This is a genomic window from Limnobacter alexandrii (assembly GCF_005871185.1).
In the GTDB taxonomy this organism is placed as follows: domain Bacteria; phylum Pseudomonadota; class Gammaproteobacteria; order Burkholderiales; family Burkholderiaceae_B; genus Limnobacter; species Limnobacter alexandrii.
Genome location: NZ_SWKN01000007.1, coordinates 178,245 through 200,437 on the forward strand (window position 1 = coordinate 178,245; position 22,193 = coordinate 200,437).

A 22,193-nucleotide genomic window follows, 5' to 3' on the forward strand; every position below is an offset into this window, starting at 1 on the left:
AAGGAAATATGTCAAATGCGTGGCATTTCACACTGAGTGGTTTACCCAAACCATGTGTTCTGTTGCGCAGTATAAAACTTTGCCGCCCACGACACTTCAACAGGTTTCACCATGCATCACCACATCATTCCCTCATTCAAACGCCGTGCCCTGTTGCGGGCCATGTTTCTTGGTGTGGGTGTCACGGCTTTGCCGTTGCTTAACGCCTGCGGCTCTGATTCCAACGAGTCCACATCCACTGCCACCCCCACTGGCCCCAATGAGAGTGTCAATCCACCAGTGGTGAACCCTCCCAGCCTTGGGCCTTTGGCGATGGAACTTCCATTGCAGGCCGGGCCGCTGGCAGGCATTGGTGAACTTGTCGCCACGGGCGTGGACAATATTCTCGCGCCTGCTGGCTTCACAGTGCGCCCGGTAGCCCGGCATTTGAGCAACCCTGTGCTTGGCATCCCTGATTTGTTGGGCTTGACTGGTTACAACTGGCACATGTTCCCGGACGGCGGTGCCGTGTTCCCTGCTGAAGACGGCGGCTGGGTGTATGTCTCCAACAGTGAAACCGAGGCACCACAAGGCGGTGTGGGTGCACTGCGGTTCAATGCACAAGGCGACATTGAATCCGCGTACAGAATTCTCACCGGTACCGCACGCAATTGCGCAGGCGGAGCAACACCCTGGGGTACTTGGCTTAGCTGCGAAGAAACCCAAACCGGCGTGACCTGGGAATGTGACCCCCTGGGCAGCACTGCCACTGCCCGCGAACTGCCTGCACTGGGTGTGTTCAATCATGAAGCAGTGGCTGTGGACATGGCCACCAAAACATTGTTTTTGACCGAAGACGCAGGCGATGGTCGCTTGTATCGTTTTGTATCCGAGGGCGATTTGCGCCCGGCAGTCAACCGGCAAATGGGTTTGAACATGGAGCAAGGCAAGTTGCAGGTTCTGGAGATCGATGGTTTCGAGGCTGGCGCCTATCAGGAAGACATTGCCGTGGCCCAGCGCGTTCACCGCGTGAAGTGGGTAGATGTTCTTGAACCGGAAAACCCGCAAGCCCAAGTGCGCTCGCGAACCAGCACCGCTGGTCTGCCGGTGCCGGGCACCGTGTTTCGAGGCGGCGAAGGCATTTGGATTCAGGAATTTCCGCAGGAGAAAGCGCCTTCCGTGAGTGGTGCGGCCAAGCCCATGCGCGCTGTGGTGTTCTTCGCCTGCAAGGGCGACAACCGGGTGTATGCGCTGGACATCGACAACGACTTGATCGAAGTGGTATTCGACAACAGCCAATTGGGCGACGGCGCAGGCTTTGACGACGTGGACAATTTGGTGATTAGCCCGGCTGGCGATGTCATCGTGGCCGAGGACGGCGATGCCATGCGCCTGATGGTGATGATTCCCAATCAGCCCGCGAAAATTTTGCTGCAAATTACAGGTGGCGGCAGTGAATTGGCAGGGCCTGCCTTCTCCCCGGATGGTTCAAGGCTTTACTTCAGCAACCAGCGCGGGCCCAACCTGCCAGCGCTGCCCGGCTTGCCTAACCTGCCGGGCACAGGCGCCACTTACGAGCTTCTAATACCGGAAGAATTCCGCGCTTCAGTTAATTCCGCTGTGTCGGCCACCTGACACAAGCTGAAGGAACACTCAAAAATATCGGGCTGGCTTGCAAGGACAGTGTAAGCCAAGCCCCGAATGATGCAGACAATACCAAACACAATGATTATTTCGAAGTATGCTTTGGTAAGCATGTATCAATACTAAAAATAGAAGGTTCAACTTGGCCAAACCTGTCCGCAAGTCCAAAGGCAAAGAAGTAACTCCCATTAGCGAAGGCGCAAAACTGGTTGATCAATACTTTGATCATGTCGGCGAAGCTTTTCTGCGCCATGCCCCCGAAATAGACCCTGAAAAACTGAAGGACTGGCGCCCCAAGCTGTTCAGCTTCACGCGCTTGAACCCTTGGTATGGCGGCCTGGTAGGCGTACACCGCAAACGCATTGGTGTGGGTAGAGACAAACTGGTTTGGCTGGAAATTGGCCAGGAAAGCAGCCCTGCCCTGTTGCTGATGCATGGCTTTGCCGCCGCGAAAGAACACTGGCTGCCATTGCTGCCATTTTTTGCAGGCCAGTTTCGTATTTTGATCCCTGACCTTCCCGGCTGGGGTGAAAGCGGTTTCAACCCGGATCGCAATTATGGTCTTGAGGACCAAACCGAACGTTTGCATGACTGGCTCACTGAAATTGGCGTGCACAAAGTGAACGTGGTTGGCAATTCAATGGGCGGCGCTTTGGCCGGTCTTCTGGCTGCACGCTTTCCTGAAATGGTCACCACCCTGGTGTTAATGGATGCACTGGGCCTGCCGGGCACCGAGGAAACCGACTTCATCCGCGAGGTGCTGCGCGGCAAAAACCGCCTGGTTCCGCGCGCGCCAATGGACGTGATGAAATTGACTGACCTGGTGTTTCACAACCGGGCACTGGCCGCATCGGCTGCATTTTTCTCAGCCACTGAATTGATTCACCGCAAAGATGTGAATGGCTTTCTGTTTCAGGAAATGTTGAGCCGCCGCCCGGATTACACGAAAGCAACTTTTGAAGACATTTCAGCGCCTACGCTGGTGATGTGGGGCAAGGAAGACGATGTGCTTCACATCAGCTGCGCCTACGAGTTCGAGCGGCTGATCAAACGTGCAGAAATGTGCCTGTTCGACGGTGTAGGCCACCTGCCCATGATTGAAACCCCCTACCCCTGTGCACAAGCCATCAAGGAATTTGTACTCCGGAACCTTTGATTGAATATTCCCCTGCGCTTGGCTATTTTGTAGCATTTTGCTACAATTAAAGCATTCACAGGTATTGAATCAAGGAAGTACACCATGGCCAAAGCCTCTTCACCCATTCGTATTCAGTCGGATTTGATGAGCAATGCCGCCGTATTGGGCAAACTTCACCACCGCAGCGCCGCTGAACAAATCGAATACTGGGCGAGTATTGGGCAAAAAGTTGAAAGCCTGCTCGACCCCGAAACCTTGCTGCAAATCAAGGCGGGCCTGTTGCGTATAAAGCTTGAACAAGTGAATGCACCGCCGGTGAGCGCAGACTGGGTGTTTGGCAACCTGGACATGAAGCGCGCCACCGGTGAATTGACCCAGGAAGTCAGTCAAAACAAATTGCGCTACCAGGCCAGTACCACTCACCCCGGCCTATTGGAACAAATTGGCCCGAAAGGCGTGGTGAAAGTAGGTCAGTTTGAAAACGGCCAGTTCAAGCCAGTCAAACTGGCATGAAGCAACTGTGGCTGCTGGTGGGCGGCAACGGGGCTGGCAAATCAACTTTCTACCGCACCCAGTTAAAGCCATTGGGCATGCCGTTTGTCAATGCTGACGACATTGCCCGCGATGTATTCCCTGACGCACCGGAAGAGCACAGCTACGAAGCGGCAAAAATTGCAGAAAACCTGCGCAACAGCCTGCTTGAACAAGGCAAGAATTTTTGTTTTGAAACTGTGTTTTCGCACCCCTCCAAAATCGATTTTGTCGCCAAGGCCAAAGCATTGGGCTACCAGGTCGTGATGGTGTTTATTCATCTGGAACAAAGCAGCTTGAACAAGGCCAGGGTGCACCAGCGCATCGAAACTGGCGGGCATGCAGTGCCTGAAGAAAAAATCGAAACCCGAATTCCGAGAACGGTTGACAATGTATTGAATTCCCTGCCCTTGTGCGACGATGTGTGGGTGCTCGACAACTCAAGTGCACAAGAACCCTACAAAAAAGTAATGCGCATTCAAGCCGGGGAACTGCAGCAATTCACGCATCCACTGCCGCAATGGGCGGAACGTTTCAGCACCATGTGAACGAATGCGAAAGCTGAAGGTCATAAACAGACAGTTTTAATTTTTTGAGTGGCACGAATTCGTGATGAAACCGGCAATGCGACCCCGAACCTTTTTACTCATGGCCTGCCTGGCCGTGCTATCCGCATGCAGCGCCATCAAACTGGGTTACAACAACTCCGCAAGCATTGCGCACACTTACCTCACCAGCAAAGTCGATTTCGACTCGGACCAATCCACCTTTCTCAAAACCAGCTTGAACGAGATTGTGGAATGGCACCGCAATGCTGAACTGCCGGTGTTGGCCAATGAATTGCAAACAGCTCGCCAGGCTTTGGCTGCACGCGACGGCGTGGTCAGGCCGGTGAGTGCAGAACAGGTACAAGCCTTGAACCTGTCGATCAGGGCATCATTGCGTCGCACCGCCAATGAGGCAGCCCCAATCATTGCAAAAAACATGTTGGGTTTGTGGCCCAATCAAATTCAAGACATTCAACAGGCACTGGACAAATCCAACGTCGAATACCGCGAAGAACGTTTGATGCAAAACAATGACCAGCGAGTGCGCGAATCGACTGAACGAATGAGCAAACGCTTCGAGCGGTGGCTGGGCACATTGAACCCCGTTCAAGTGAAACAGATTGAAGCCTGGGCACGAACTGAGACAAACCGCGCTGAATCTCGCTATGAAAAACGGCTCGCCAGACAACAGCAATTCATGGCATTGGTGAGCAAGGCAGCCAACCGTCAAATAGACCAGGCCGCATTAAGCCGTGAAATCGCCCGACTGCTCAATGCCTGGCAAAGCCCGGCCACTGCGGCTGAAATAGAGGAAAGCGAACAACGGCAAAAAGCAACCATTGCGCTGATTGTTAATGTTCTGAATTCGGCAACAGCCGAACAACGTAACAATGCAGCCGACCGTGCAGCGGGTTGGGCCAAAGATTTCCAGATTTTGGCCAGCAACAGTTAAGTCTCATTTGAATCCATCAGTACTTTGCTGAAGTAAAAGTTCATTGTGCTCAATACACCCATGGACCTTTACTGTGCCTTGTACCTCTCAAACAAAACTGATCGCCTTAAGCCTTAGCGCACTACTGGTTGCCTGCGGCAGCGATGACACTGCGCTTTCCAACAACCCGGGCTCAGGCACACCTGTGAACCCGCAAGAAACGGCGCAGTGCAATGAACAGTCCTGGTTTGCAGGCGTTACCGAGATTTGCAATGGTGTGTTGGTATACCGCGATTATGTGTATGACGACTACGGCGCAGACACCGGCTTGTTGTCACCCAGCCCGGCCCTGCTGAACCTGGCCAGTCGTGGGGGACAATTGGGTAACCCCTTGGCCAATACACCAGGTTTGCTGTCACCCACAGCAGGCGATTCACGTTACCCGGCAGGTGCAGAAAGCACGGCCGATCTGGTTGAACTCCGCATCAGCCGACAAGGCAATACTTACACTGCCACTTTCGAGATGAATGCCCTGTACGACGCAGGCCAAACCATCGCCGCAATTGCACTTGATTCTGACAACAACCCTGCCACGAGCACCGAAACCCTGCTGGGGCTGACCGTACAAGGTGCCGATGTGGTGTATGAATTCAATGCAGGCAACCCCGATAGCAATTTGATCACCGGCACATTCCCGGCGCCAGCCAGCAAGCTGTTCAAAATATGGGCAGTCACAGCCCAAAACAGCAGTGAAGTGATGAACGTGGCGTTCCGGGGTACGGATGAGGAAGCCGGCGCAGAAGGCACAATACCGGCTCAGGTATTGCCCAACAAAGGCAACTGGTGGGAAGATAAGCAGGCTGCCGCGCTGGGCGCGGGTGACATCAGCCCGTTTTTGCACAAGTCGACAGCCGCAAACTGACCGCTGGAACCACAGAAAAAGCGGTGGTCGATGCAGGCTTCAAACAACGGGTTTACACCTCGAAATACACCGCACCAAACTCCACAGGCGAAGGCATGGTGCTGCAAGCCGAATCATCAAGCCCCGAGACCGACAGTCGCTTCTGCGGCCAATACTTTCATTTCGTGGGCAAATACCAGCCCTATGGTGTGTACATTCCCGAGAACGGCAACTTTGACGACCAACGCAGCTTGCAAATGATCATGCATGGCTGCGAAGCCAACCACGCCAGCCAGATCAACCAGCCCGGTATGCAAGCGCAATTTGGTGATTCGCTGGATCGCGTACTGATCTCGCCCTTGGGGCGTGGCCCATATGGTTTTTATTCCGGCTTGTCTGAACGCGATGCGCTCGACGTGCTGGACGACGCATTGAATACCTTCAATATTGATGAAGATCGTATTCTGGTGGGCGGGTACTCCATGGGTGGCTATGGTTCCACACGCCTGGCCGCGCTGTACCCGGACCGATTTGCGGGCTTGAGTAACTGGGTGGGCTTCACCGGCAGCATTTTAAACACACCACTGATTGGCGATGCGCTCATTCAGGGTGAGCAAGCGCTGGCTGGTGCCCTGCCCTTTGCCTTGCCTGTCAGCAGCACCATTGGTGGTGTGGGCAACATCAGCAATTACCTGGGCAATTTGCGCCACATACCTGGTACGCATTCATATGGCGCACTTGATGAGCTGGTGCAAGTGAATACCGGCCTGGACTGGGCGCTGAAACTGAGCCAAACCGATGGTGTGCTGTACGAATTTTACATGCACCTGGTGGCCGAACACCTCACCTTGATTGCGTTGGACGAATGGAGCAAAGAGGCTGAGTTCACACGCAACTTGAAGCGCGTGAAAAACCCGGGTCGAATTACCTACAAAACCAATGAAGCATTCGCCTACCCTGAATACGAAATCAAACACGACAAAGCCTACTGGCTAAGCAATATCAAGGGACGTGCGGAAGGCGACATTGCCATGGATGTTGAAAGCTTTGCCTGTGCCCGAAGCACCAACAACTTTGAAAACGGTCAAACGGCGGGCAATGGCCCCGTGCCCTTCATTCAAACCTTCCGCAGAATAATGGGTATGCCGGTGCAAGCGGCCAGCGAAAACCGCTTTACCGCAAACCTGAGCAATGTGGCATCCATGCGCATCGACACCACTGCGAGTTGTCTGCAAAACGGCGCAGCCTACACTGTGGTGTCAGACGGCCCAGTGGTGCTGAATTTCAGCAACGGTAAGGTACTGAATCTGCCCGCCGGCACCAGCACGGGCAACCTCTAAACAATTACCCGGCAAGAAGGTCTTGTACCTTCTTGCTGCTGTAAAAACGCTGAAGATTACGACGCAGGAAACTTTCTGCAAGCCCTTCCTTGATCATCAAGGCGGCAAGGTCTGGAATGTAATTGTCCAACTCGTCCGTAATCATCTCGTGGCTGATGCCGATGTCATCGAGCAGGTCCTGCAAGGACTGGTCGCCGTACTTTTCAAAGAAAAAGTCCACACCCAAATCAATGCATGATTTCAGGTACTCCGTGTTTCGAAACTCCAGCCAGAACTCATAACCCAGCACCATGAATTCTTGCAGATCTTGCTCGGTCAGGTAATCACGGTAAGCTGTCAGCGGCCATTCACGCACCACATCCCAAAAGGCCAAAGCACTGTTCATGGCAGTTTCGCGATACTGCTCGTTGTCCAGGGTTTCATCCACCATTTCAAGTGAGCCTTTAACGCCACTTTCCATCAGGTTGCGCACCCGGTCTTCAAGCCCCTCGGACAAATCAGGCGCTTTGGTGCTCAGCCATTCGCGCACCTTGCGCGTGCTGCTGGCCACGGTGGAGTACTTCATCAGGTTGTTCTGCTCAAACACATAACCTTTGAGTACGGTAAAAATAACGTCCGATAAAAAATGCCGAAACGGCGTGCTGTTTCTGATGTTGGTCACGGCATGATCAAGTACACCGTCTTGCTCGAATATTTTCTCGATGAACTCAGTGGCGATTGAGTCAGACACCACCTCACCAATCTTTGTGGTCTGGCTGGCTGGAAACTCAAAAATCCGGTTGGCAATTTCACCGAACAGTTCAGGAATGGCTCCGCCAATTTCCATTTCTACGGCATAACGTTGCGCAGTGGCTTTAACCTTGTTCTCATCCACTGCATCGCGCAGGCGAATGTGCTCGAACCGTGCAAGCACATGCCCAATTTCGTCGGCCAGCAAAGCCTGGAATTTTTTACCTTTCAGGTTTTGTAACCAAAAGGCCACCTCGGCTTCAAGCAGTTGCGAAGCCAAGTCTTTGGGCTGGTCAGCGCTGGTTTTAGCCATGTTCAATCCGATGTGTAGTAGTGTTGAGTGATTCTAACCTGCCGTATCGAGGTTCCTGTGTTGAAAAAACTGATTACTTTGCTGTTTGTTAGTGCAAGTGCTCCAGCCCTGGCCCACCTCACCTGGATTGATGTTGGAGAACAAAGTCTTGGATTGTCTACCGGGCACAATTTTCCGGCCAAGGAAATTACGGTCAAGGGCGAATATGTTCAGTCGATACGTTGCACAACCATGGCTGGCGAGTTGTTCGAGCTTGGGTTTGATGCGCAAAGCATTCGCTATGTTTACCCAAAAAAACCAGCCAATTGTGTTGCCAAACTTAAAACCACTTTGATCGAACTAACACCAGCCCAGGGGGTTCAGCACTTTTCCGAAAACAAAGTGAGCAAAACACTGATCGATCAGGTACGGGCCACCCAAAAGTTTGAGGAAGAGTATTTCAAACTTGCACAAATCAGGCCAGTACTGGTTGGCGATCCGCTGTACAACGAGGACATTGCACAGTTTGTGAGCAAGCCCGACGATCCAAAAACGATTTATGTGTACAAAAATGGTGAACCTGTACCCAACCTGCCGGTGGGCCTTGAGTACCCGGAAACCCCGATTACCCTGTGGAGCAATACCGACGCTGAGGGCAAAGTCAAATTGATCTTGCAACCTACATCAAAAGCGCTATTAAGAGCACTGATCACGGAACAAAAAGGCTCAGGCTACAAAAGCCAGTTTCTCTCTGTCATTCTGGAGCCCCGATGAGCACGTTGCCAGGCAACCTCTCTAGAATTGCAAACTCGCCGTCAGGCGAATATGTCTTGGTAATGCGGGGTGGAATGTTTTTCCAAACGCCGCATTGCCAGCCAGAAAGTAGTCCTGAGCGTACTGAATATCACTGTTTTCCCGATCAAAAAGATTAAAGATTGAAAGGTTCAGACTCAGGTCTTTGTTCAGCCTGAAGTTAGCGAACAGATCTGAATTAATGACAGAATCTGACTGAATGCTCCTGTCTTCAGTCAATGGGGCGCTACCCACATATTTGAACTTGTAACCAAGTTTCAGATCTCCCCAGGTTTGACTCAGTGACACCGCGGCGGACTCCTCTATTGCATTCGGAATTCCGTTGTCGGCCACATTCACAAACCGGGCATCCACCAGCGTGACAAAACCATCTATTTCAAATCCCGTTTTGTTGAAGTAACTTGCAATCAACTCCAGTCCATTTCTTTTTGTTGCACCATTGGGTTCTGTGGTGCCAGCGTCGCCCACAAATACAAGTTCTGAATCACTTTCCAGTTGAAACAAAGTTGCCGAGGCGCTCAGGTTTTTGCTGGCGTTGGTGGATTTTATTCCCAACTCAGAGCCTTTGGTTTTTACCAGATAATCAACCGGATTCGCCGTGAACAAGCCACGGGGATCATTGCTGTGAAAACCACGGCCTGCCGCAAAAAACAACTCGGTGTTGTGTGCAAAGGGCTTCACGCTGGCTGTAAATTTTGGGCTGACTTGCGAATCGCTGCGATCGCCTGAGCGATCAAGATTGGGGGTAGAGGGATCTTCATCGTCATCAAACTGACCATTCAAGTCGACATCAAAACTGTCATAACGCAAACCACCCGTCAGCTTTAACCATGACACAGGCAGCAACTGTTGTGAAACAAATAAACCAAGATTTCTTTGCTCAAAGGTATCTTCATTTCGAGTGGCCAAACGTTCTCTTGCGATCGACTCGTATAAACCAGCAGGTTCAACATCATCAACCCGATAATCGATTCCCATTGCAAGTTGAGATCGCATGAAAGACAAGTTCTCGAACATGGTGTGCGTTACGCCACCACCATAGGTGGTTCGACTATCGAATTGATTGAATTGATCTGACCTGACACCTGGCCGACCAAACACTGAGTTGTCGCGAAGGCCGTAAGTGAAGTCGCTAAACAAATCGAGCTTGTAATCCGCAAGGAATACGCGAACTTGTGTGATCGACTGGTCCCAAACCGTGGTGAAGTTACCAGAAACCGCATGCCTTTGGGTAAATCCACCGGCTGTCGGATCAAGACTACCAAAGCGATTGACCAAGCCTCGCTCCACTGCCTCGACTGGAATGTGATCTGTCGATGTCCATTGCGATTCATATCCAGAGTATTGCACTTCGAATTTCTTGCTAGCGTCAATTCGATGACTCAACTTGAGCAGCATATTGTATTTGTACTGGTTTTCAGCTACTTCCCAAGGACCGTCATTCTCAGTCACCTCAAAGGCATACAGAAGCTTGGTTTGTTCATCATTCAATACAGTTGAATTGGCCAGCAAACCACGGCGGTATCCAAATTCCCCGACCGAAAAAGATGCAAGCCCTCTTTTCAACTCATTCACATAATCAATATTCAATGAACCCGCAGAACTGAAATCGCCATCTTGGGCAAAATAGGGTCCTTTGCGATATTCGATCCTCGACAACAGTTCAGGAATGATCATATTGGAATCAGCATAACCTTGACCATGTGCGTGGCCGGGCAAATTCAATGGTGCGCCCAAAAAATTAATTGATAAATCTGTACCGTGATCAAGACTAAAACCACGAAGAAAATACTGATTTGCCTTGCCTCCACCGGAATGTTGCGTGATGTTCAATCCGGGCACTGCTTCCAATACATCAGAGGATCTTGCTGGGTTTTGATTGGCCAAGCGTTGCTGCCCCAAAACGCCCTGGGAACTTGTAATGCCGCCCAAGGTGTGAATGGCTTCAATGTTCTCAGTCACTGAAATTTCATCCAACTCCTGACCATCGAAGTGAATGCCGTGGGCCCATGCTCCACCAACGCTTGGTAAAAGAATAAGAATGGAAGAAATTTTTAATTTCATTCAAGTTTCCTTTGCAACAGATGGAGCGCTTCAAGCAGACAAAAAAATCCCGTGACCCTTCCGAGCCACAGGACCTTCAACACATTACATGACTTTTGAATCAATCAGGAAGATCAAAGGGTTCTGCTGTTTCAGAAGTTGCAAGCATAATTCCACTTACATCTTCTGGCTCACCAGTCTCCGAAGTATCGCGCAACAAAGCACTCGCCTCGGATGCGTTGATATTTCCGTCACCTGCCGCACTTCCCAGGTTAAACGGAGAGCCGTCACCTCCGCAGGCAGCCAAGGTGAGCAGCAAAGCTGCGCCTCCCACCAGTCCAAGTTTGCTTGTCAGTTTCATGATCCTCTCCTTACGGTGCCGAAGCAGTTTGAGTTGGCGCAGGCGCACCTGAACCCGGCGTTGGCGTACTCAAGAAAGGAAAACGATTCATGAATGGCACGCGTGCCTGATCGACCGCATCGTGGATACTCAGGGAAGTGTCACCCAATGGCACACTGCCTGAACTGCAGTCCGAACTCAGGTTGGTACCTGGAACGGTGTTTAAGCCCAACATATTGCCACTGCCATTGGCCACACACAATCCACCCATGACTGCAACCAGCGAGATATCGACCACATCATCAATTGGGCGACGCCCGTTGGGAAACCCGGCCGGATCACCAAAGGCCAAACCAAGCTTATTCTGGGAACCAATCGGCGTGGGCATCTCTTCCGTATTCAAACGCAGCATTTCTGACAACACCAAATTGGCAGGGCGATTTACACCTTCGATGCCTGCGAGGAACACATTCAACAAATCCGTACGCGGAAAGTTGGTGGGTGCAGCACCTGCATTGCCAGTCTGTACCAAACTGATTAACTGCGGCAGCGTTGGATTAGACACATAAGTCAGAAATTGACCATCGCCACTGGGCTTGGATGCATTGAAGCGGTCTTTGTCTTTCAAACCAATTACTACCTCATTCACCAATGGCATACCGAGGCGTGAAACTTGAACCCATGCGCCGCCCACTTTCTCAGCGGTTTGGTGGCCCTGGGCCGGCACGCCATCACCAATTTGAACTTGACGAACACTGGCAGTTGTCCAACCACCTATTACGTTTTCAGAACCAGGGGTTAAACAATCCTTGTGAATTTCAAGCGCAATACTGGTGACGTTTTTGTCTTGAATGGAATTTTCGAAAGCTGCATTTTCAAAGGCGCGATCAGAAATCACATTAAACGGTGCATTCACCAAGTCAAAAATAGTGCCAAGGTTCACTGCAAAGCCTTCCTGGCGCTGCCCCACAAACACCCGTGCCTGGTTGGTTCCGCTGGAACAACCGGGAATGGTCACATTGTGAATGTGTGCGTCTGCATAAGCCTGATAAGCCGCTGCATTGCCCAAGGTTTTTTCGCCAATGTAATCCACTGGTTTTTCCAAGGTGGTGCTGCCTCCACTGGTTTTAGCTGCCAGCGTGCGGTTGCCGTTCCGCCGCCCGTCTCGAACCACGGTCATGGTGTAGGTTTCATTCAGGTTCAGGTTGGCATCGCCCACCGTGGACACCCTGTCTTGCTGAATAATCGGGATGCTGACCGATTCCCCGCCAATCGTCTGCTTCAAATCGCGCAAATTGTTACGGAAATTAAATTGGAAGGTGATTTCCTCTTGCGCATCACCATCGTTGTCGATGTGGATCTCATAAAGTGCGTTTGGATCCATCGAGAAGTAATTTGGGCCACCATACCCGTCCTGCAGGGGCTGATAATTCGCGATTAGAGTGATGAAATCTGACCGGTTGGTCTCGTAACTGCGGAACATATAGAAATCTGTTCCATCAGCTTTGGGCGTGGTGGTAATTGAAGGTGCTTCGCGATGACTAGATGCCATGGCTGCCGCACTTACCAGAGCCAAAAGGCCTGTTGCCAAAAAATGTTTTTTCAGTTTTATATTGTTGTTCTTGCTTGTTCCTTCCTTCCTCTGTGCTTTCATGATTACTCCCTTGCTTCCAATTGGTACTTCTAAAAACTACACTTGCCGAATTACATTTTGAGTATAGGTTTCAATATTCATTATCACAATGACAATTTACGCAATAATTACTATCTTATTAACCTATATACAAGTTTACTAACCGAACAATTGGGTTCTGGATGCGCCAATATAAATATTACGAATTCGTCTTGGTCGCTTTTGTGGCCGTGTTGCTGTGTTCAAACTTGATCGGGCCGGCAAAAATTGCCGAATTGAACTTGCCCTTGTTTGGCACAGTTACCTTCGCTGCGGGAGTTTTGTTTTTTCCCATTTCTTACATATTCAGCGACATTCTGACCGAGGTGTATGGTTATGGCCGCGACCGCAGGGCTGTGTGGGCCGGCTTTGGTGCCTTGGCATTTGCTTCATTCATGGCATTTACTGTGGTGAACCTGCCACCCGCGCCTTTCTGGGCAGACAAACAGCTTGCGATAGAAAGTGTGTTTGGCAACACCTGGCGCATTGTGCTGGCTTCTTTGATTGCATTTTGGAGCGGCAGTTTCATCAACAGCTTTGTGCTGGCCAAAATGAAAATATGGACTCAGGGCAAATGGCTGTGGACACGAACCATTGGCTCGACAGTGGTGGGTGAATTTATTGATTCAAGCTTGTTTTACACCATCGCATTCTGGGGAATCATGACCACGGATCAAATCATTACAGTGGCGTTAACCCAATATGTGTTGAAAACAAGTTGGGAAATACTCGCCACCCCGCTAACCTACTGGATTGTTGCGCGCTTGAAACGTGCGGAAAACGAAGATTACTACGACACTAACACCAACTTCACACCCTTCAGTTTGAAGGTGTAAAACCGTTCAGCCCTATACGGCGCGCAGTAATAAAATGGCGTTGCCAATAGGGGCTGACAAGCTTGGCAATTTCAACACCCGCACGTGTGGACACATGCATGAATTGATTGTCACCCATGTAAACACCCACATGTCGACGTGTAGGGCCAGTGCGAAAAAACAGAAGATCGCCGGAGCGTAACTCGGCGATGTCTACTCGCTCGCCTAGGGTCATTTGCTCACGCGAACTGCGAGGCAATTGGTACTGAAATTTATCCTTGAACAAGGTTTGAATAAAACTGGAGCAATCGACACCGTTTGCGCCAGTTCCACCAAGTTTGTGGCGTGTACCCGCCCAATTTGAATAATGGGCCAACAGCGCATTTTGAATTTCATTGCTATACGAATGCTGTACTTCAGGCTGATTCAACAAGGAATCCGGGGAGGAATTACTGAATGACAAACCAGGCCAAAACAACAAACCCAACACCAGAAAACTGCTTTTCAATTTGTTGAAGCGTGAAACACCGGCCATGCTTATATTCCCAAATCAAGTCTGTGCGGCAAACCGCTGAGATTGCGGCTTGCCGGTTTGAACAAAAGCCAGAAAATTATTTATTGGCAAAATACTCGTTCGTAAGTTTCACGATGACGGGTGACAACAACAGCAGAGAAATCAGGTTGGGCAGTGCCATGAACGCATTCAGCGTATCGGCCACCAGCCACACAAAATCAAGCTGAGTCACCGCACCCACCATCACAAAGCCTGTCCACAACACGCGGTAAGGCAATGTGATTGCCGTTCCGGCAATGAACTCCCAGCATTTTTCACCAAAATACGACCAGCCGATGATGGTCGAGAAAGCAAAAAACGCGAGTGAGATTGCAAGTACATACTCACCAACACCAGGCAAGCCAGCGGCATAGGCGCTGGAGCTGAGCGCTGCACCGTTCACACCGCTGCTCCACACACCAGTCACGATAATCACGAGGCCTGTCATGGTACAGACAATAATGGTGTCGATGAATGTACCCATCATGCCAACCAAACCAGACTCGACCGGGTTTTTGCTTTTTCCGGCTGCCTGAGCAATACCCGCTGTTCCCAAACCAGCTTCATTTGAAAAAATGCCACGTGCCACGCCGTAACGAATGGCCAACATAATGGCGGCGCCTGCAAAACCACCTGTGGCAGCAACAGGACTGAATGCGCTTTCAATGATCAGGGCGAAAGCGGCGGGAATTTCCTGAATGTAAATGCCAAGTACGATCAGCGAGGTAATGATGTAAGCAATGCACATGAAAGGCACAATTTTCTGGGCCACCGCACCAATTCGCTTCACGCCACCGATCAATACAAAACCCACCAACACGGTCATCACAATTCCGGACAGCCATTTGTCGATGCCAAATGTCACATTCAGCACATCGGCCACACTGTTGGACTGCACCATGTTGCCGATACCAAAACCAGCCAGGCCACCAAACAGCGCAAAGGCCATACCCAGCCATTTCCAGTTTTTGCCCAAGCCATTCTTGATGGCATACATGGGACCACCCACTTGTTGTCCACGGGCATCCGTTTCACGATAATGCACGGCCAGCAACACCTCGGCATACTTGGTGGCCATGCCGACCAGGGCGGTCATCCACATCCAGAACAAAGCACCTGGCCCACCCAGCGCAATCGCTGTGGCTACGCCCGCAATATTACCGGTACCCACAGTGGCAGCCAATGCAGTCATCAGGGCAGCGTAAGGCGTGATGTCGCCTTTGGCGCCCTCATCAGGCGTGCGGCTTTTCCAAACCCAGCGAAATCCCATGGCTATCTTGAATATGGGCATGAATTTCAGGCGCAACTGCAAAAACAGACCGGTTCCCAAGATTGCGACAAGCATGGGAGGACCCCAAACGATGCCGTTGATTGCATTGACAAACTGCGTGAGTGCTTCCATGCATTGTTCTCCTTGTTGTAAAAAGCGATGCGCCGAATTGGTGCTGCAGTGGCGAATTTTCAGTTTAGTACGCAAGCAATATGCCTGCGACACCTTGTTTAACAAATCGCGCAAATTATTGACATAAAAAAACCCCGGACCGTGCCGGGGTTTTTCAGAAAAAGTATCGCAACTTACTGTTTCTTTTCGGGCTGCTTTTCGCCGGCCTTGGGCTGATCGCCCAGAATCGACTTGGCAGGACAAATTTTAAATGCAGGACATTTTTGACAACCAACAGCAATCGCAATCGGGCAAACAGTCATGGCGGTCCTCGTTTTTGGTTATGGGAAAACTCCCACGTTCAGTATTGCAGATTAGTGCAATGTTCCGCTAGGGGATTTATTCAGTTGGTGATTGACAAAATTCTGCGCAGCCTTGCGCGCAAAATTTTCTTCTTCGGTGGACACGTCATCGAGCAGCAATTGCAGTTGATCAGGCAGGTCGGTTTCAGGAAAAAGTACCTGGTAAATATAAAGCCAACTTAATGCCACGCCGCGATCCTTCTGCACTTCAACACCGTCGAGATACAGCAAAGACAAACTCAGCATGGACAAAGGCGAGCCAAGCTTGGCGGCCTCAGTTAGATAAGCCAAAGCAAGGTTGACGTTCTTTGGAACACCCTTGCCATGCAGATAATAAACACCCACGTTGTGCATGGCTTGCGACAAGCCGCCTTGTGCAGCTTTGTCGAAATATTTGAAGGCTTGAATGAAGTCGGGTGTTGTCGAGCGCTCCAGTTCAAGTGCCAATTGATAGGCCGAATTCGGGTCACCCAAATCGGCAGCCTGCTGCAGGCGTTGTTGGGTCAATTGCGCATCGGCTTCCAAATGCCCCTCAACGCCACCCTTGTAAATTTGTATCAAGGTCAGTACGGCCATCAACACATTGGCCTGTGCAGCCTCCTCAAGCAAGGTCAGGCCACGCGAAAAGTCCTGCACGCCCAATTCGCCAGACACCAGCAAACGGCCAAGAATCACCTTGGCATCCACCTCATTGGCTGCCACACCTTTCTCCAGCCACTGCAGGGCCTGCTCGCAATCATCGGTGCTGCGGTTCTCCGCATACAGGTAAGTGAATGCAATCAGGTTACAGTGCCCGTCCCAATGCTCGCCCAGAGTTTCCAGCAAACGCTGGCGGGCCTGAAGTAATTTTTTCTCGACGAAAAGGGATTTGATTTCGTCGGTGAATTCGACTGGGGGCTGGGATTGCATGGTGTGTTAAACGTAAACTGAGTGAATCGAGATCTTACTGAATAAACATGAACACACCCTATATTGCCGTTCAAATCAAGGAAGATGTTTACACCCAGATGAAGGCGCTGCACGAGCGCGCCTCCAAACCCATCAGCGATGAAGACAAAGCACTGGGGGCCGACCTGCTGGCGCAAACCTATGTGCAGCTGCTGGACACCTGTTTTACCCACCTGCTCGACGAGCTGAACAAAACCCAGCCCGACAAAATGCTGCAAGACGCATCGAAGGTGATTCACAAGGTACAAAGCGAGGCACAGCATTACATTGGCTGGCTGATCAAATTTATTGCCAACAAACGCGTGCCGCCTGTGATTCACCATTTTCACGACATGGTGCACCTGCTCAAGCTCAATGGCCAGGAACATCCCTACATCGTAATTCCGGTCACTACAACTTACGCAGAAAGTGCCAGCGATGTCATGAATGCGCTGGCCATGAAAGACGATACGCGCATTCAAGAAGGTGTTGAGCTGTTGATTGAGGCGATTGAAACTGCACTGGTGCCGCTGGTGTACACACCCAACGACCTGATGGGTTTTAATTTTGTAATCAGCAAAACCATCAACGGCGTGATCAATGTGCTGCACACCTTGTTCAAACACACCTTGCGCAAACTACCGCCGCACATTGAAATAGAAAGCTACCCGGCCATTGCGGCTCACTTCGAAACATTTCTGATTAGAAAGTAAGGTTCAGGTGCTTTGAATGAATTGGCGGAGCAGCGGAAATACTTCGCTTTTCGCAGCTTCGCCGCGAATCATCTGGCTGTGGGAGAAGTCTTTGCTAAACCCTTGTTGCACTGCGCATTCATGCCAGGTTTTCGGACCGCCCAAAGCGTCGTAAATTCGTCTGCAACCCTTGATTGGTGCTACTTCATCACGACCACCTGCAATCACCAATGACGGCACATTGACCTGCTGAAGCGCCTGCAAATAATCAAAACCATCGGCTCCTTTCCAACTGCCACTCAAATTCCACTTGCACCACTGCACCAGCAGCAATGTAGGCTCACCCTCAGGCCCAATGGGTACCAATTTTCGGGGTGTTCGGCCAAACAATCGGGTTAAGGTGCCCAAGGCAGCAACCCGCATTTTTTCTTTCAGGTTGGGCGCTGCGTCTGTCACTTGTGCGCCAATCAGGCTCAGGCTTTTGATCTGTGAAAGCCTTTCAGGTTGCCGGGCCAGCAGCATCAAGGCCAGCAACCCGCCACCGCTGTGTGAAGTCCAATGCAGCTGTGGGTGCCCAGTGTGTTGAATCATGAAATCGATCGCAGCGGGCAAATCATTGAAAGCCGGGTATTCAAAGTTTTGCTTGCGATGCGCGGGCTTGGCCTGCCCATGCCCACCCCATTCCAATAGCCAGGTATCGAATCCTTGCTCTGCAAGAAAAGCACCCAAATGTTCTACCGCAAACAGGTTGGACAAGGTGCCATGCGCCACCACCACAGGCAAACCCACGGGGTTTGCTGGCGTGTAGCGATGCAAGGCCACATGGCCCCCCCCCTGCATGGGAACGAGGTGGGTTTCCTGTTTCAACTGCGAACCTGCCATGTTATTCAAGCAACAGGCTTGGAAATAAATTTCACCACCTTGGTGGCCCAACTGCGTGGCGTAAAGCGAATGCTTTGAGCCATGGTCCAGTTCAGGGCACCGTGAATGTAAACACGCTGGTTTCGCTTCATTGCGGCATAGCCTTTCACGGCAACATCCTCAGAACTCGGCATGCGTTTTCCTTGCACCAAAGCCGACTTCTGCATATTGGCTTCGGCCTGGAAACCCGATGCAGTTGGGCCGGGGCACAAGGTGCACACGGCAACGCCGCTGTCTGCCAACTCTTCGGCCAACGCCTCGCTGAAGCTGAGCACATAGGCCTTGGTGGCGTAATACGCAGCCATGTAAGGGCCTGGCTGAAACGCGGCAGTTGAGGCCACATTCAAAATTTTTCCGCGGGTATTGAGCAAATCGGGCATGAAACCACTGCACAGCACCGTGAGTGCTTCCATGTTCAGGCGCAACATGCTGGTGGTGTCGTCCACTGGCGTGTCTTTGAACAAACCATAGGTGCCCACGCCTGCGTTGTTCACGAGGTAACTGAGTTCAATGTTGTGGGCTTTTACCTTGGCGATTAATTCGGTGGCGGCATTGGGCTTGGACAAGTCTGATCCAATCACAAGCACGTCAACTTTGTACTTGCCCATGTAGTCAGCAGCCAATTCCGCCAGCTTGGCCTCGTTGCGGGCACTCAGCACCAGCGAAATTCCGTCTTTTGCAAAACACTCCGCCAAATGCAAACCAATACCCGAGGATGCGCCTGTCACCAATGCCCATTGCTTCATTACTCTTCCCCTCTTCTTACAAAATCAGCGATTGCCCACAAGGCTTTGTCGGCCTTTTCCACAAAAGCATTGAACATTTGAAAGTTGTGCCACATGCCTTCATACACTGTGCAGCTTACTGGTACACCAGCGGCTTTGGCACGCTTCTCCAGCAATAAAGCGTCATCGAGCAAAATTTCATCACTGCCCACCTGAATGAACATTGGCGGCAAATCATCAAGTTCTGCAAACACGGGTGACACACTTGGGTCGGCTGGCAGTGTTTCGCCGCAATACGCGCTTACCCCACGCTGCAAAGGCACCACGCTCAGCATGGGGTCGGCCTTGGCTCTGCTTTGAATGGAGGCCGAAGTCAATGTCATGTCAACAAAGGGAGAAATCATCACCAGCCCGGCAGGCAAAGGTATGCCTTCGTTGCGCGCATAAATGGCCATGGACAAAATGTGCGCCGCGCCTGCAGAGTCACCGACCAAAGTAATATTTTGGGGATTTACATCGAGGTCCAGCAGGGCCTGGTACGCCGCCAGTCCATCTTCAAGGGCTGCGGGGTATGGGTCTTGGGGCGCAAGCCTGTAATCAACCAAGAACACCCGCGCGTTGCAGCGCACAGCAAGTTCGCTGGCCAAGGGCAAATGGGTTTCAAGCGAGCCTGCAAAAAATGCGCCGCCGTGCATGTGCAGTAAAACTTGATCAGTGTGCGCATTCGCTGGTCGAACCAATGCGCACATGCAGGTGCCCAGTTCCAGATATTCAACGCGCGCATCGGGCCGAACTTTGAACAAGGGTGCACCAGCATTCATGGTGGCTGCAAGCCAACTGAGCGGAATTGGAAGCTTACCGGGCGCCTTGAAAGTGCTGCGCAAGGTTGCACGAACAGCCTTCTCGGCCACAAACTGAATCGGGTTCATGGGTGCAGGGTCTCCGAATGTTACAGCGCAATGCAATTTACGCTGTTTTTGTTATTTTCTTCAATATAACGAATTTGTAGCTGGCCGCAGGCTGCCCCCTCCACCCTGCCCGGCAACAAGTTAGACTATTACCTCCAATTCAATAAAAAATTCCGTGAAAACAAACGCTTCCCCAAAACAATTAATTCTTGGCTTGATGTTGGCTGGCAAGGGTCGACAAGTGAAGGCGGCACACATTGTGCTGGCTTGCGGCCTGTTTGGTGTTTCTGAGAACAGCGCACGCGTGGCCATGGCGCGCCTGGTTGCAGAAGGTCAGTTGAAATCGGCTGGGAGGGGTGTTTACACCTTGGGCAAACAGGCTGCATTCACCGGCCAGGACATTCAGGCCTGGAGCAGCAGGCTTACCGCCACCTGCACCTGGAATGGCAATTTTTACGCGGTGTTCACCGCACACCTTGGTCGCAGCAATCGCAAGCAGTTGCAACTGCGCGAAAAAGCCCTGGCCCTATTGGGTTTTCGTGAATTTGAGCAAGGCCTGTTTGTACGCCCGGCCAATTTGAATCTGGGTTTGTCGGGCATTCATGAAAAACTGCTTGCACAAGGGGTTGAAAAGGAAGTGCTTGCCTTTGAATTGACACCTGCCAACCCGGCACAAATCAGGCTGATTCAAAAACTCTGGGACATCCGAAAACTTGAAAAGCTTTACACCAGCCACACGAAAAAGCTGAACGACTGGATGCAAGGCTACTCACGCATGAAACTCGAAAAAGCGGCTCGGGATGCATACCTGGTAGGCAGCCAGGCCATTTATGAAGTACGTCGAGATCCCCTGCTTCCTGCTGAATGGGTCGATGCTGCTGCACGGCAGCAATTCTTTGAAAGCGTGCTGCGCTTTGATGAAACAGGCACCAGGGTGTGGCGCGAGTTGCAACTGCGCATATTGAAAGACGAAGAAGTGATCTAGAAAAGCATTTCATTACATCGCTTTACTTTTAATTCCACATCTGTAATATTACATCCACAACTGTCAACGTCATTGATGGTAATGATGTACAAGGCTCTGTGGAGGCTGTCATGCGCACACCGGTTTCTATTCACCAGAAAGGTTCGAGCTTTCCGGTTCGTCGAATGGATTTTGATTTCACCAACATCAATCGCCATTTTGTCAACAATGACCCTGCCAGCAGCCACCTGTGGACTGCCTTTCAAGCCTACTTTCCTGAAGGTGAACAGTTTTTCGTAGATGCTGTTCGAGACGCCAAAAAGTGGGTGAAAGATGAGGCGTTACTGAGGGAAATCAGTGCATTTATCGGACAGGAGGCTATGCATGGCAAGGAACATTTGCAAGCCAATGCCGAACTTAAACACCAAGGAATCAATGTAAATGGCTGGGATGCGCGTACACGCTGGGCACGCAAAAGGCTCAACAAATTACTGTCGGTAAAAGCCCGCCTGGCAGGCACCGCAGCAGTTGAGCATTACACCGCGGTGATTGCCGAACACATCATGAAAAGTGAAGAATTCCACACCATGATTGTCGACCCCACCATCAAGAATTTGATTTACTGGCATGCCATGGAAGAAAGCGAGCACCGCGCTGTTGCCTTCGATACTCACAAAGCGGTGGGAGGCACTTATGCCCAGCGCGCCATTGCCATGAGCATCGTGTCGATCATCATTGGCCCGGTGGTATTTGCCGCCATGGTGAGCTGCATGAAACAAGACGGGGAGCTGTACAACGCAAAATCATGGTTGAAATGCGCCGACCTGTATTTGGGGCGCACAGGTCTTTTCCGTAAAATGATTCCTGATCTGCTTTGCTTCTACAAACCTGGCTTTCATCCCATGCAGACCAATATGGATGCCCCCATGAAGTTGTGGAAAGAACGACTGTCGCTGGTTTAAATAAAAAAAAATTTGAACGATTGATTGAATCTGAGTTACATTTCCATCAGTATCAATGTTAATCGTTGTAAACATAGGGTCT

General features: G+C 51.1%; 22 protein-coding genes. 12 read left to right on the forward strand and 10 right to left on the reverse strand.

Translation table 11 applies throughout. The features are described from left to right. The first annotated feature begins 111 nt into the window (after window positions 1-111). From FCS97_RS08200 to FCS97_RS08230, 7 genes are all read left to right on the forward strand, one after another. The gene (locus FCS97_RS08200; protein WP_138517966.1) at window positions 112-1,614 is read left to right on the forward strand and encodes an alkaline phosphatase PhoX; all 1,503 of its coding nucleotides are present in this window, start codon (window positions 112-114) and stop codon (window positions 1,612-1,614) included. Between the two features lie 151 nt (window positions 1,615-1,765). Continuing rightward, window positions 1,766-2,779, forward strand: coding sequence for an alpha/beta fold hydrolase (locus FCS97_RS08205; protein WP_138517967.1), 1,014 nt, complete (start codon window positions 1,766-1,768; stop codon window positions 2,777-2,779). An 84-nt stretch (window positions 2,780-2,863) separates the two neighbouring features. Further along, window positions 2,864-3,274, forward strand: coding sequence for a TA system antitoxin ParD family protein (locus tag FCS97_RS08210; protein ID WP_138517968.1), 411 nt, complete (start codon window positions 2,864-2,866; stop codon window positions 3,272-3,274). Continuing rightward, on the forward strand, window positions 3,271-3,840 hold the full coding sequence (locus tag FCS97_RS08215) for an ATPase (RefSeq protein ID WP_138517969.1): 570 nt from the start codon (window positions 3,271-3,273) through the stop codon (window positions 3,838-3,840). Before FCS97_RS08210 ends, FCS97_RS08215 begins: the two co-directional genes overlap by 4 nt. 76 nt (window positions 3,841-3,916) lie before the next feature. After that, a complete protein-coding gene (locus FCS97_RS08220; protein WP_138517970.1) occupies window positions 3,917-4,792 on the forward strand; it encodes a DUF6279 family lipoprotein in 876 nt (291 codons plus the stop codon). Between the two features lie 73 nt (window positions 4,793-4,865). Continuing rightward, window positions 4,866-5,693 carry a hypothetical protein gene (locus tag FCS97_RS08225; protein ID WP_138517971.1) on the forward strand — a complete coding sequence of 276 codons (828 nt, stop codon included), beginning with the start codon at window positions 4,866-4,868 and terminating at the stop codon, window positions 5,691-5,693. 23 nt (window positions 5,694-5,716) lie between these two features. Next, on the forward strand, window positions 5,717-7,012 hold the full coding sequence (locus FCS97_RS08230; protein WP_138517972.1) for a hypothetical protein: 1,296 nt from the start codon (window positions 5,717-5,719) through the stop codon (window positions 7,010-7,012). A 4-nt stretch (window positions 7,013-7,016) separates the two neighbouring features. Here the strand turns inward: FCS97_RS08230 and FCS97_RS08235 are convergent, their stop codons facing one another. Next, window positions 7,017-8,054, reverse strand: coding sequence for a hypothetical protein (locus FCS97_RS08235; RefSeq protein WP_138517973.1), 1,038 nt, complete (start codon window positions 8,052-8,054; stop codon window positions 7,017-7,019). 27 nt (window positions 8,055-8,081) lie between these two features. On the opposite strand from FCS97_RS08235, the gene FCS97_RS08240 reads away from it, so the two are divergent. Beyond that, complete coding sequence (locus FCS97_RS08240) at window positions 8,082-8,807, forward strand: hypothetical protein (RefSeq protein ID WP_212746461.1); 726 nt, start codon at window positions 8,082-8,084, stop codon at window positions 8,805-8,807. 21 nt (window positions 8,808-8,828) lie between these two features. Here the strand turns inward: FCS97_RS08240 and FCS97_RS08245 are convergent, their stop codons facing one another. The 3 genes from FCS97_RS08245 to FCS97_RS08255 all read right to left on the reverse strand — a co-directional run bounded on the left by FCS97_RS08245 (window position 8,829) and on the right by FCS97_RS08255 (window position 12,883). Then, window positions 8,829-10,910 (reverse strand): TonB-dependent receptor, encoded by a 2,082-nt coding sequence (locus FCS97_RS08245; protein ID WP_138517975.1) that lies wholly within the window; start codon window positions 10,908-10,910, stop codon window positions 8,829-8,831. A gap of 100 nt (window positions 10,911-11,010) precedes the next feature. Next, window positions 11,011-11,250 (reverse strand): hypothetical protein, encoded by a 240-nt coding sequence (locus FCS97_RS08250; protein ID WP_138517976.1) that lies wholly within the window; start codon window positions 11,248-11,250, stop codon window positions 11,011-11,013. Between the two features lie 10 nt (window positions 11,251-11,260). Then, a complete protein-coding gene (locus FCS97_RS08255; protein ID WP_138517977.1) occupies window positions 11,261-12,883 on the reverse strand; it encodes a DUF4331 domain-containing protein in 1,623 nt (540 codons plus the stop codon). Window positions 12,884-13,044: 161 nt separating this feature from the next. Here FCS97_RS08255 and FCS97_RS08260 point away from each other — a divergent pair, with 161 nt between their 5' ends. Beyond that, window positions 13,045-13,737 (forward strand): queuosine precursor transporter, encoded by a 693-nt coding sequence (locus FCS97_RS08260; RefSeq protein WP_138517978.1) that lies wholly within the window; start codon window positions 13,045-13,047, stop codon window positions 13,735-13,737. On the opposite strand, the gene FCS97_RS08265 is transcribed toward FCS97_RS08260, so the two are convergent. The 3 genes from FCS97_RS08265 to FCS97_RS08275 form a co-directional block, all read right to left on the reverse strand. Beyond that, a complete protein-coding gene (locus tag FCS97_RS08265; RefSeq protein ID WP_138517979.1) occupies window positions 13,721-14,251 on the reverse strand; it encodes an NlpC/P60 family protein in 531 nt (176 codons plus the stop codon). The genes FCS97_RS08260 and FCS97_RS08265 overlap by 17 nt on opposite strands. A gap of 76 nt (window positions 14,252-14,327) precedes the next feature. Further along, a complete protein-coding gene (locus FCS97_RS08270) occupies window positions 14,328-15,671 on the reverse strand; it encodes an alanine/glycine:cation symporter family protein (RefSeq protein ID WP_138517980.1) in 1,344 nt (447 codons plus the stop codon). Window positions 15,672-16,024: 353 nt separating this feature from the next. Further along, window positions 16,025-16,921, reverse strand: a complete 897-nt coding sequence (locus FCS97_RS08275) for a tetratricopeptide repeat protein (RefSeq protein ID WP_138517981.1) — start codon at window positions 16,919-16,921, stop codon at window positions 16,025-16,027. Window positions 16,922-16,968: 47 nt separating this feature from the next. Here FCS97_RS08275 and FCS97_RS08280 point away from each other — a divergent pair, with 47 nt between their 5' ends. After that, window positions 16,969-17,652, forward strand: coding sequence for a hypothetical protein (locus tag FCS97_RS08280; RefSeq protein WP_138517982.1), 684 nt, complete (start codon window positions 16,969-16,971; stop codon window positions 17,650-17,652). Between the two features lie 3 nt (window positions 17,653-17,655). Here the strand turns inward: FCS97_RS08280 and FCS97_RS08285 are convergent, their stop codons facing one another. The 3 genes from FCS97_RS08285 to FCS97_RS08295 are packed head-to-tail and all read right to left on the reverse strand — an operon-like array spanning window position 17,656 to window position 20,206. Beyond that, window positions 17,656-18,513, reverse strand: coding sequence for an alpha/beta fold hydrolase (locus tag FCS97_RS08285; protein WP_138517983.1), 858 nt, complete (start codon window positions 18,511-18,513; stop codon window positions 17,656-17,658). A gap of 5 nt (window positions 18,514-18,518) precedes the next feature. Further along, window positions 18,519-19,298, reverse strand: a complete 780-nt coding sequence (locus FCS97_RS08290; RefSeq protein ID WP_138517984.1) for an SDR family NAD(P)-dependent oxidoreductase — start codon at window positions 19,296-19,298, stop codon at window positions 18,519-18,521. Continuing rightward, complete coding sequence (locus tag FCS97_RS08295; protein ID WP_138517985.1) at window positions 19,298-20,206, reverse strand: alpha/beta hydrolase; 909 nt, start codon at window positions 20,204-20,206, stop codon at window positions 19,298-19,300. The genes FCS97_RS08290 and FCS97_RS08295 overlap by 1 nt, the downstream gene beginning before the upstream one ends. A 154-nt stretch (window positions 20,207-20,360) precedes the next feature. On the opposite strand from FCS97_RS08295, the gene FCS97_RS08300 reads away from it, so the two are divergent. Beyond that, the gene (locus FCS97_RS08300; RefSeq protein ID WP_138517986.1) at window positions 20,361-21,170 is read left to right on the forward strand and encodes a PaaX family transcriptional regulator C-terminal domain-containing protein; all 810 of its coding nucleotides are present in this window, start codon (window positions 20,361-20,363) and stop codon (window positions 21,168-21,170) included. A 110-nt stretch (window positions 21,171-21,280) separates the two neighbouring features. Further along, window positions 21,281-22,111 carry a metal-dependent hydrolase gene (locus tag FCS97_RS08305; protein ID WP_138517987.1) on the forward strand — a complete coding sequence of 277 codons (831 nt, stop codon included), beginning with the start codon at window positions 21,281-21,283 and terminating at the stop codon, window positions 22,109-22,111. The last annotated feature ends 82 nt before the right edge of the window (window positions 22,112-22,193 follow it).

Bases quoted from the DNA above. Each gene is read 5' to 3' on its own strand.
- FCS97_RS08250 (WP_138517976.1), bottom strand. From the start codon at position 11,250: ATGAAACTGACAAGCAAACTTGGACTGGTGGGAGGCGCAGCTTTGCTG.
- FCS97_RS08235 (WP_138517973.1), bottom strand. From the start codon at position 8,054: ATGGCTAAAACCAGCGCTGACCAGCCCAAAGACTTGGCTTCGCAACTG.
- FCS97_RS08210 (WP_138517968.1), top strand. From the start codon at position 2,864: ATGGCCAAAGCCTCTTCACCCATTCGTATTCAGTCGGATTTGATGAGC.
- FCS97_RS08290 (WP_138517984.1), bottom strand. From the start codon at position 19,298: ATGAAGCAATGGGCATTGGTGACAGGCGCATCCTCGGGTATTGGTTTG.
- FCS97_RS08270 (WP_138517980.1), bottom strand. From the start codon at position 15,671: ATGGAAGCACTCACGCAGTTTGTCAATGCAATCAACGGCATCGTTTGG.
- FCS97_RS08220 (WP_138517970.1), top strand. From the start codon at position 3,917: ATGCGACCCCGAACCTTTTTACTCATGGCCTGCCTGGCCGTGCTATCC.
- FCS97_RS08275 (WP_138517981.1), bottom strand. From the start codon at position 16,921: ATGCAATCCCAGCCCCCAGTCGAATTCACCGACGAAATCAAATCCCTT.
- FCS97_RS08295 (WP_138517985.1), bottom strand. From the start codon at position 20,206: ATGAACCCGATTCAGTTTGTGGCCGAGAAGGCTGTTCGTGCAACCTTG.
- FCS97_RS08200 (WP_138517966.1), top strand. From the start codon at position 112: ATGCATCACCACATCATTCCCTCATTCAAACGCCGTGCCCTGTTGCGG.
- FCS97_RS08260 (WP_138517978.1), top strand. From the start codon at position 13,045: ATGCGCCAATATAAATATTACGAATTCGTCTTGGTCGCTTTTGTGGCC.
- FCS97_RS08265 (WP_138517979.1), bottom strand. From the start codon at position 14,251: ATGGCCGGTGTTTCACGCTTCAACAAATTGAAAAGCAGTTTTCTGGTG.
- FCS97_RS08245 (WP_138517975.1), bottom strand. From the start codon at position 10,910: ATGAAATTAAAAATTTCTTCCATTCTTATTCTTTTACCAAGCGTTGGT.
- FCS97_RS08215 (WP_138517969.1), top strand. From the start codon at position 3,271: ATGAAGCAACTGTGGCTGCTGGTGGGCGGCAACGGGGCTGGCAAATCA.
- FCS97_RS08285 (WP_138517983.1), bottom strand. From the start codon at position 18,513: ATGGCAGGTTCGCAGTTGAAACAGGAAACCCACCTCGTTCCCATGCAG.
- FCS97_RS08280 (WP_138517982.1), top strand. From the start codon at position 16,969: ATGAACACACCCTATATTGCCGTTCAAATCAAGGAAGATGTTTACACC.
- FCS97_RS08305 (WP_138517987.1), top strand. From the start codon at position 21,281: ATGCGCACACCGGTTTCTATTCACCAGAAAGGTTCGAGCTTTCCGGTT.
- FCS97_RS08255 (WP_138517977.1), bottom strand. From the start codon at position 12,883: ATGAAAGCACAGAGGAAGGAAGGAACAAGCAAGAACAACAATATAAAA.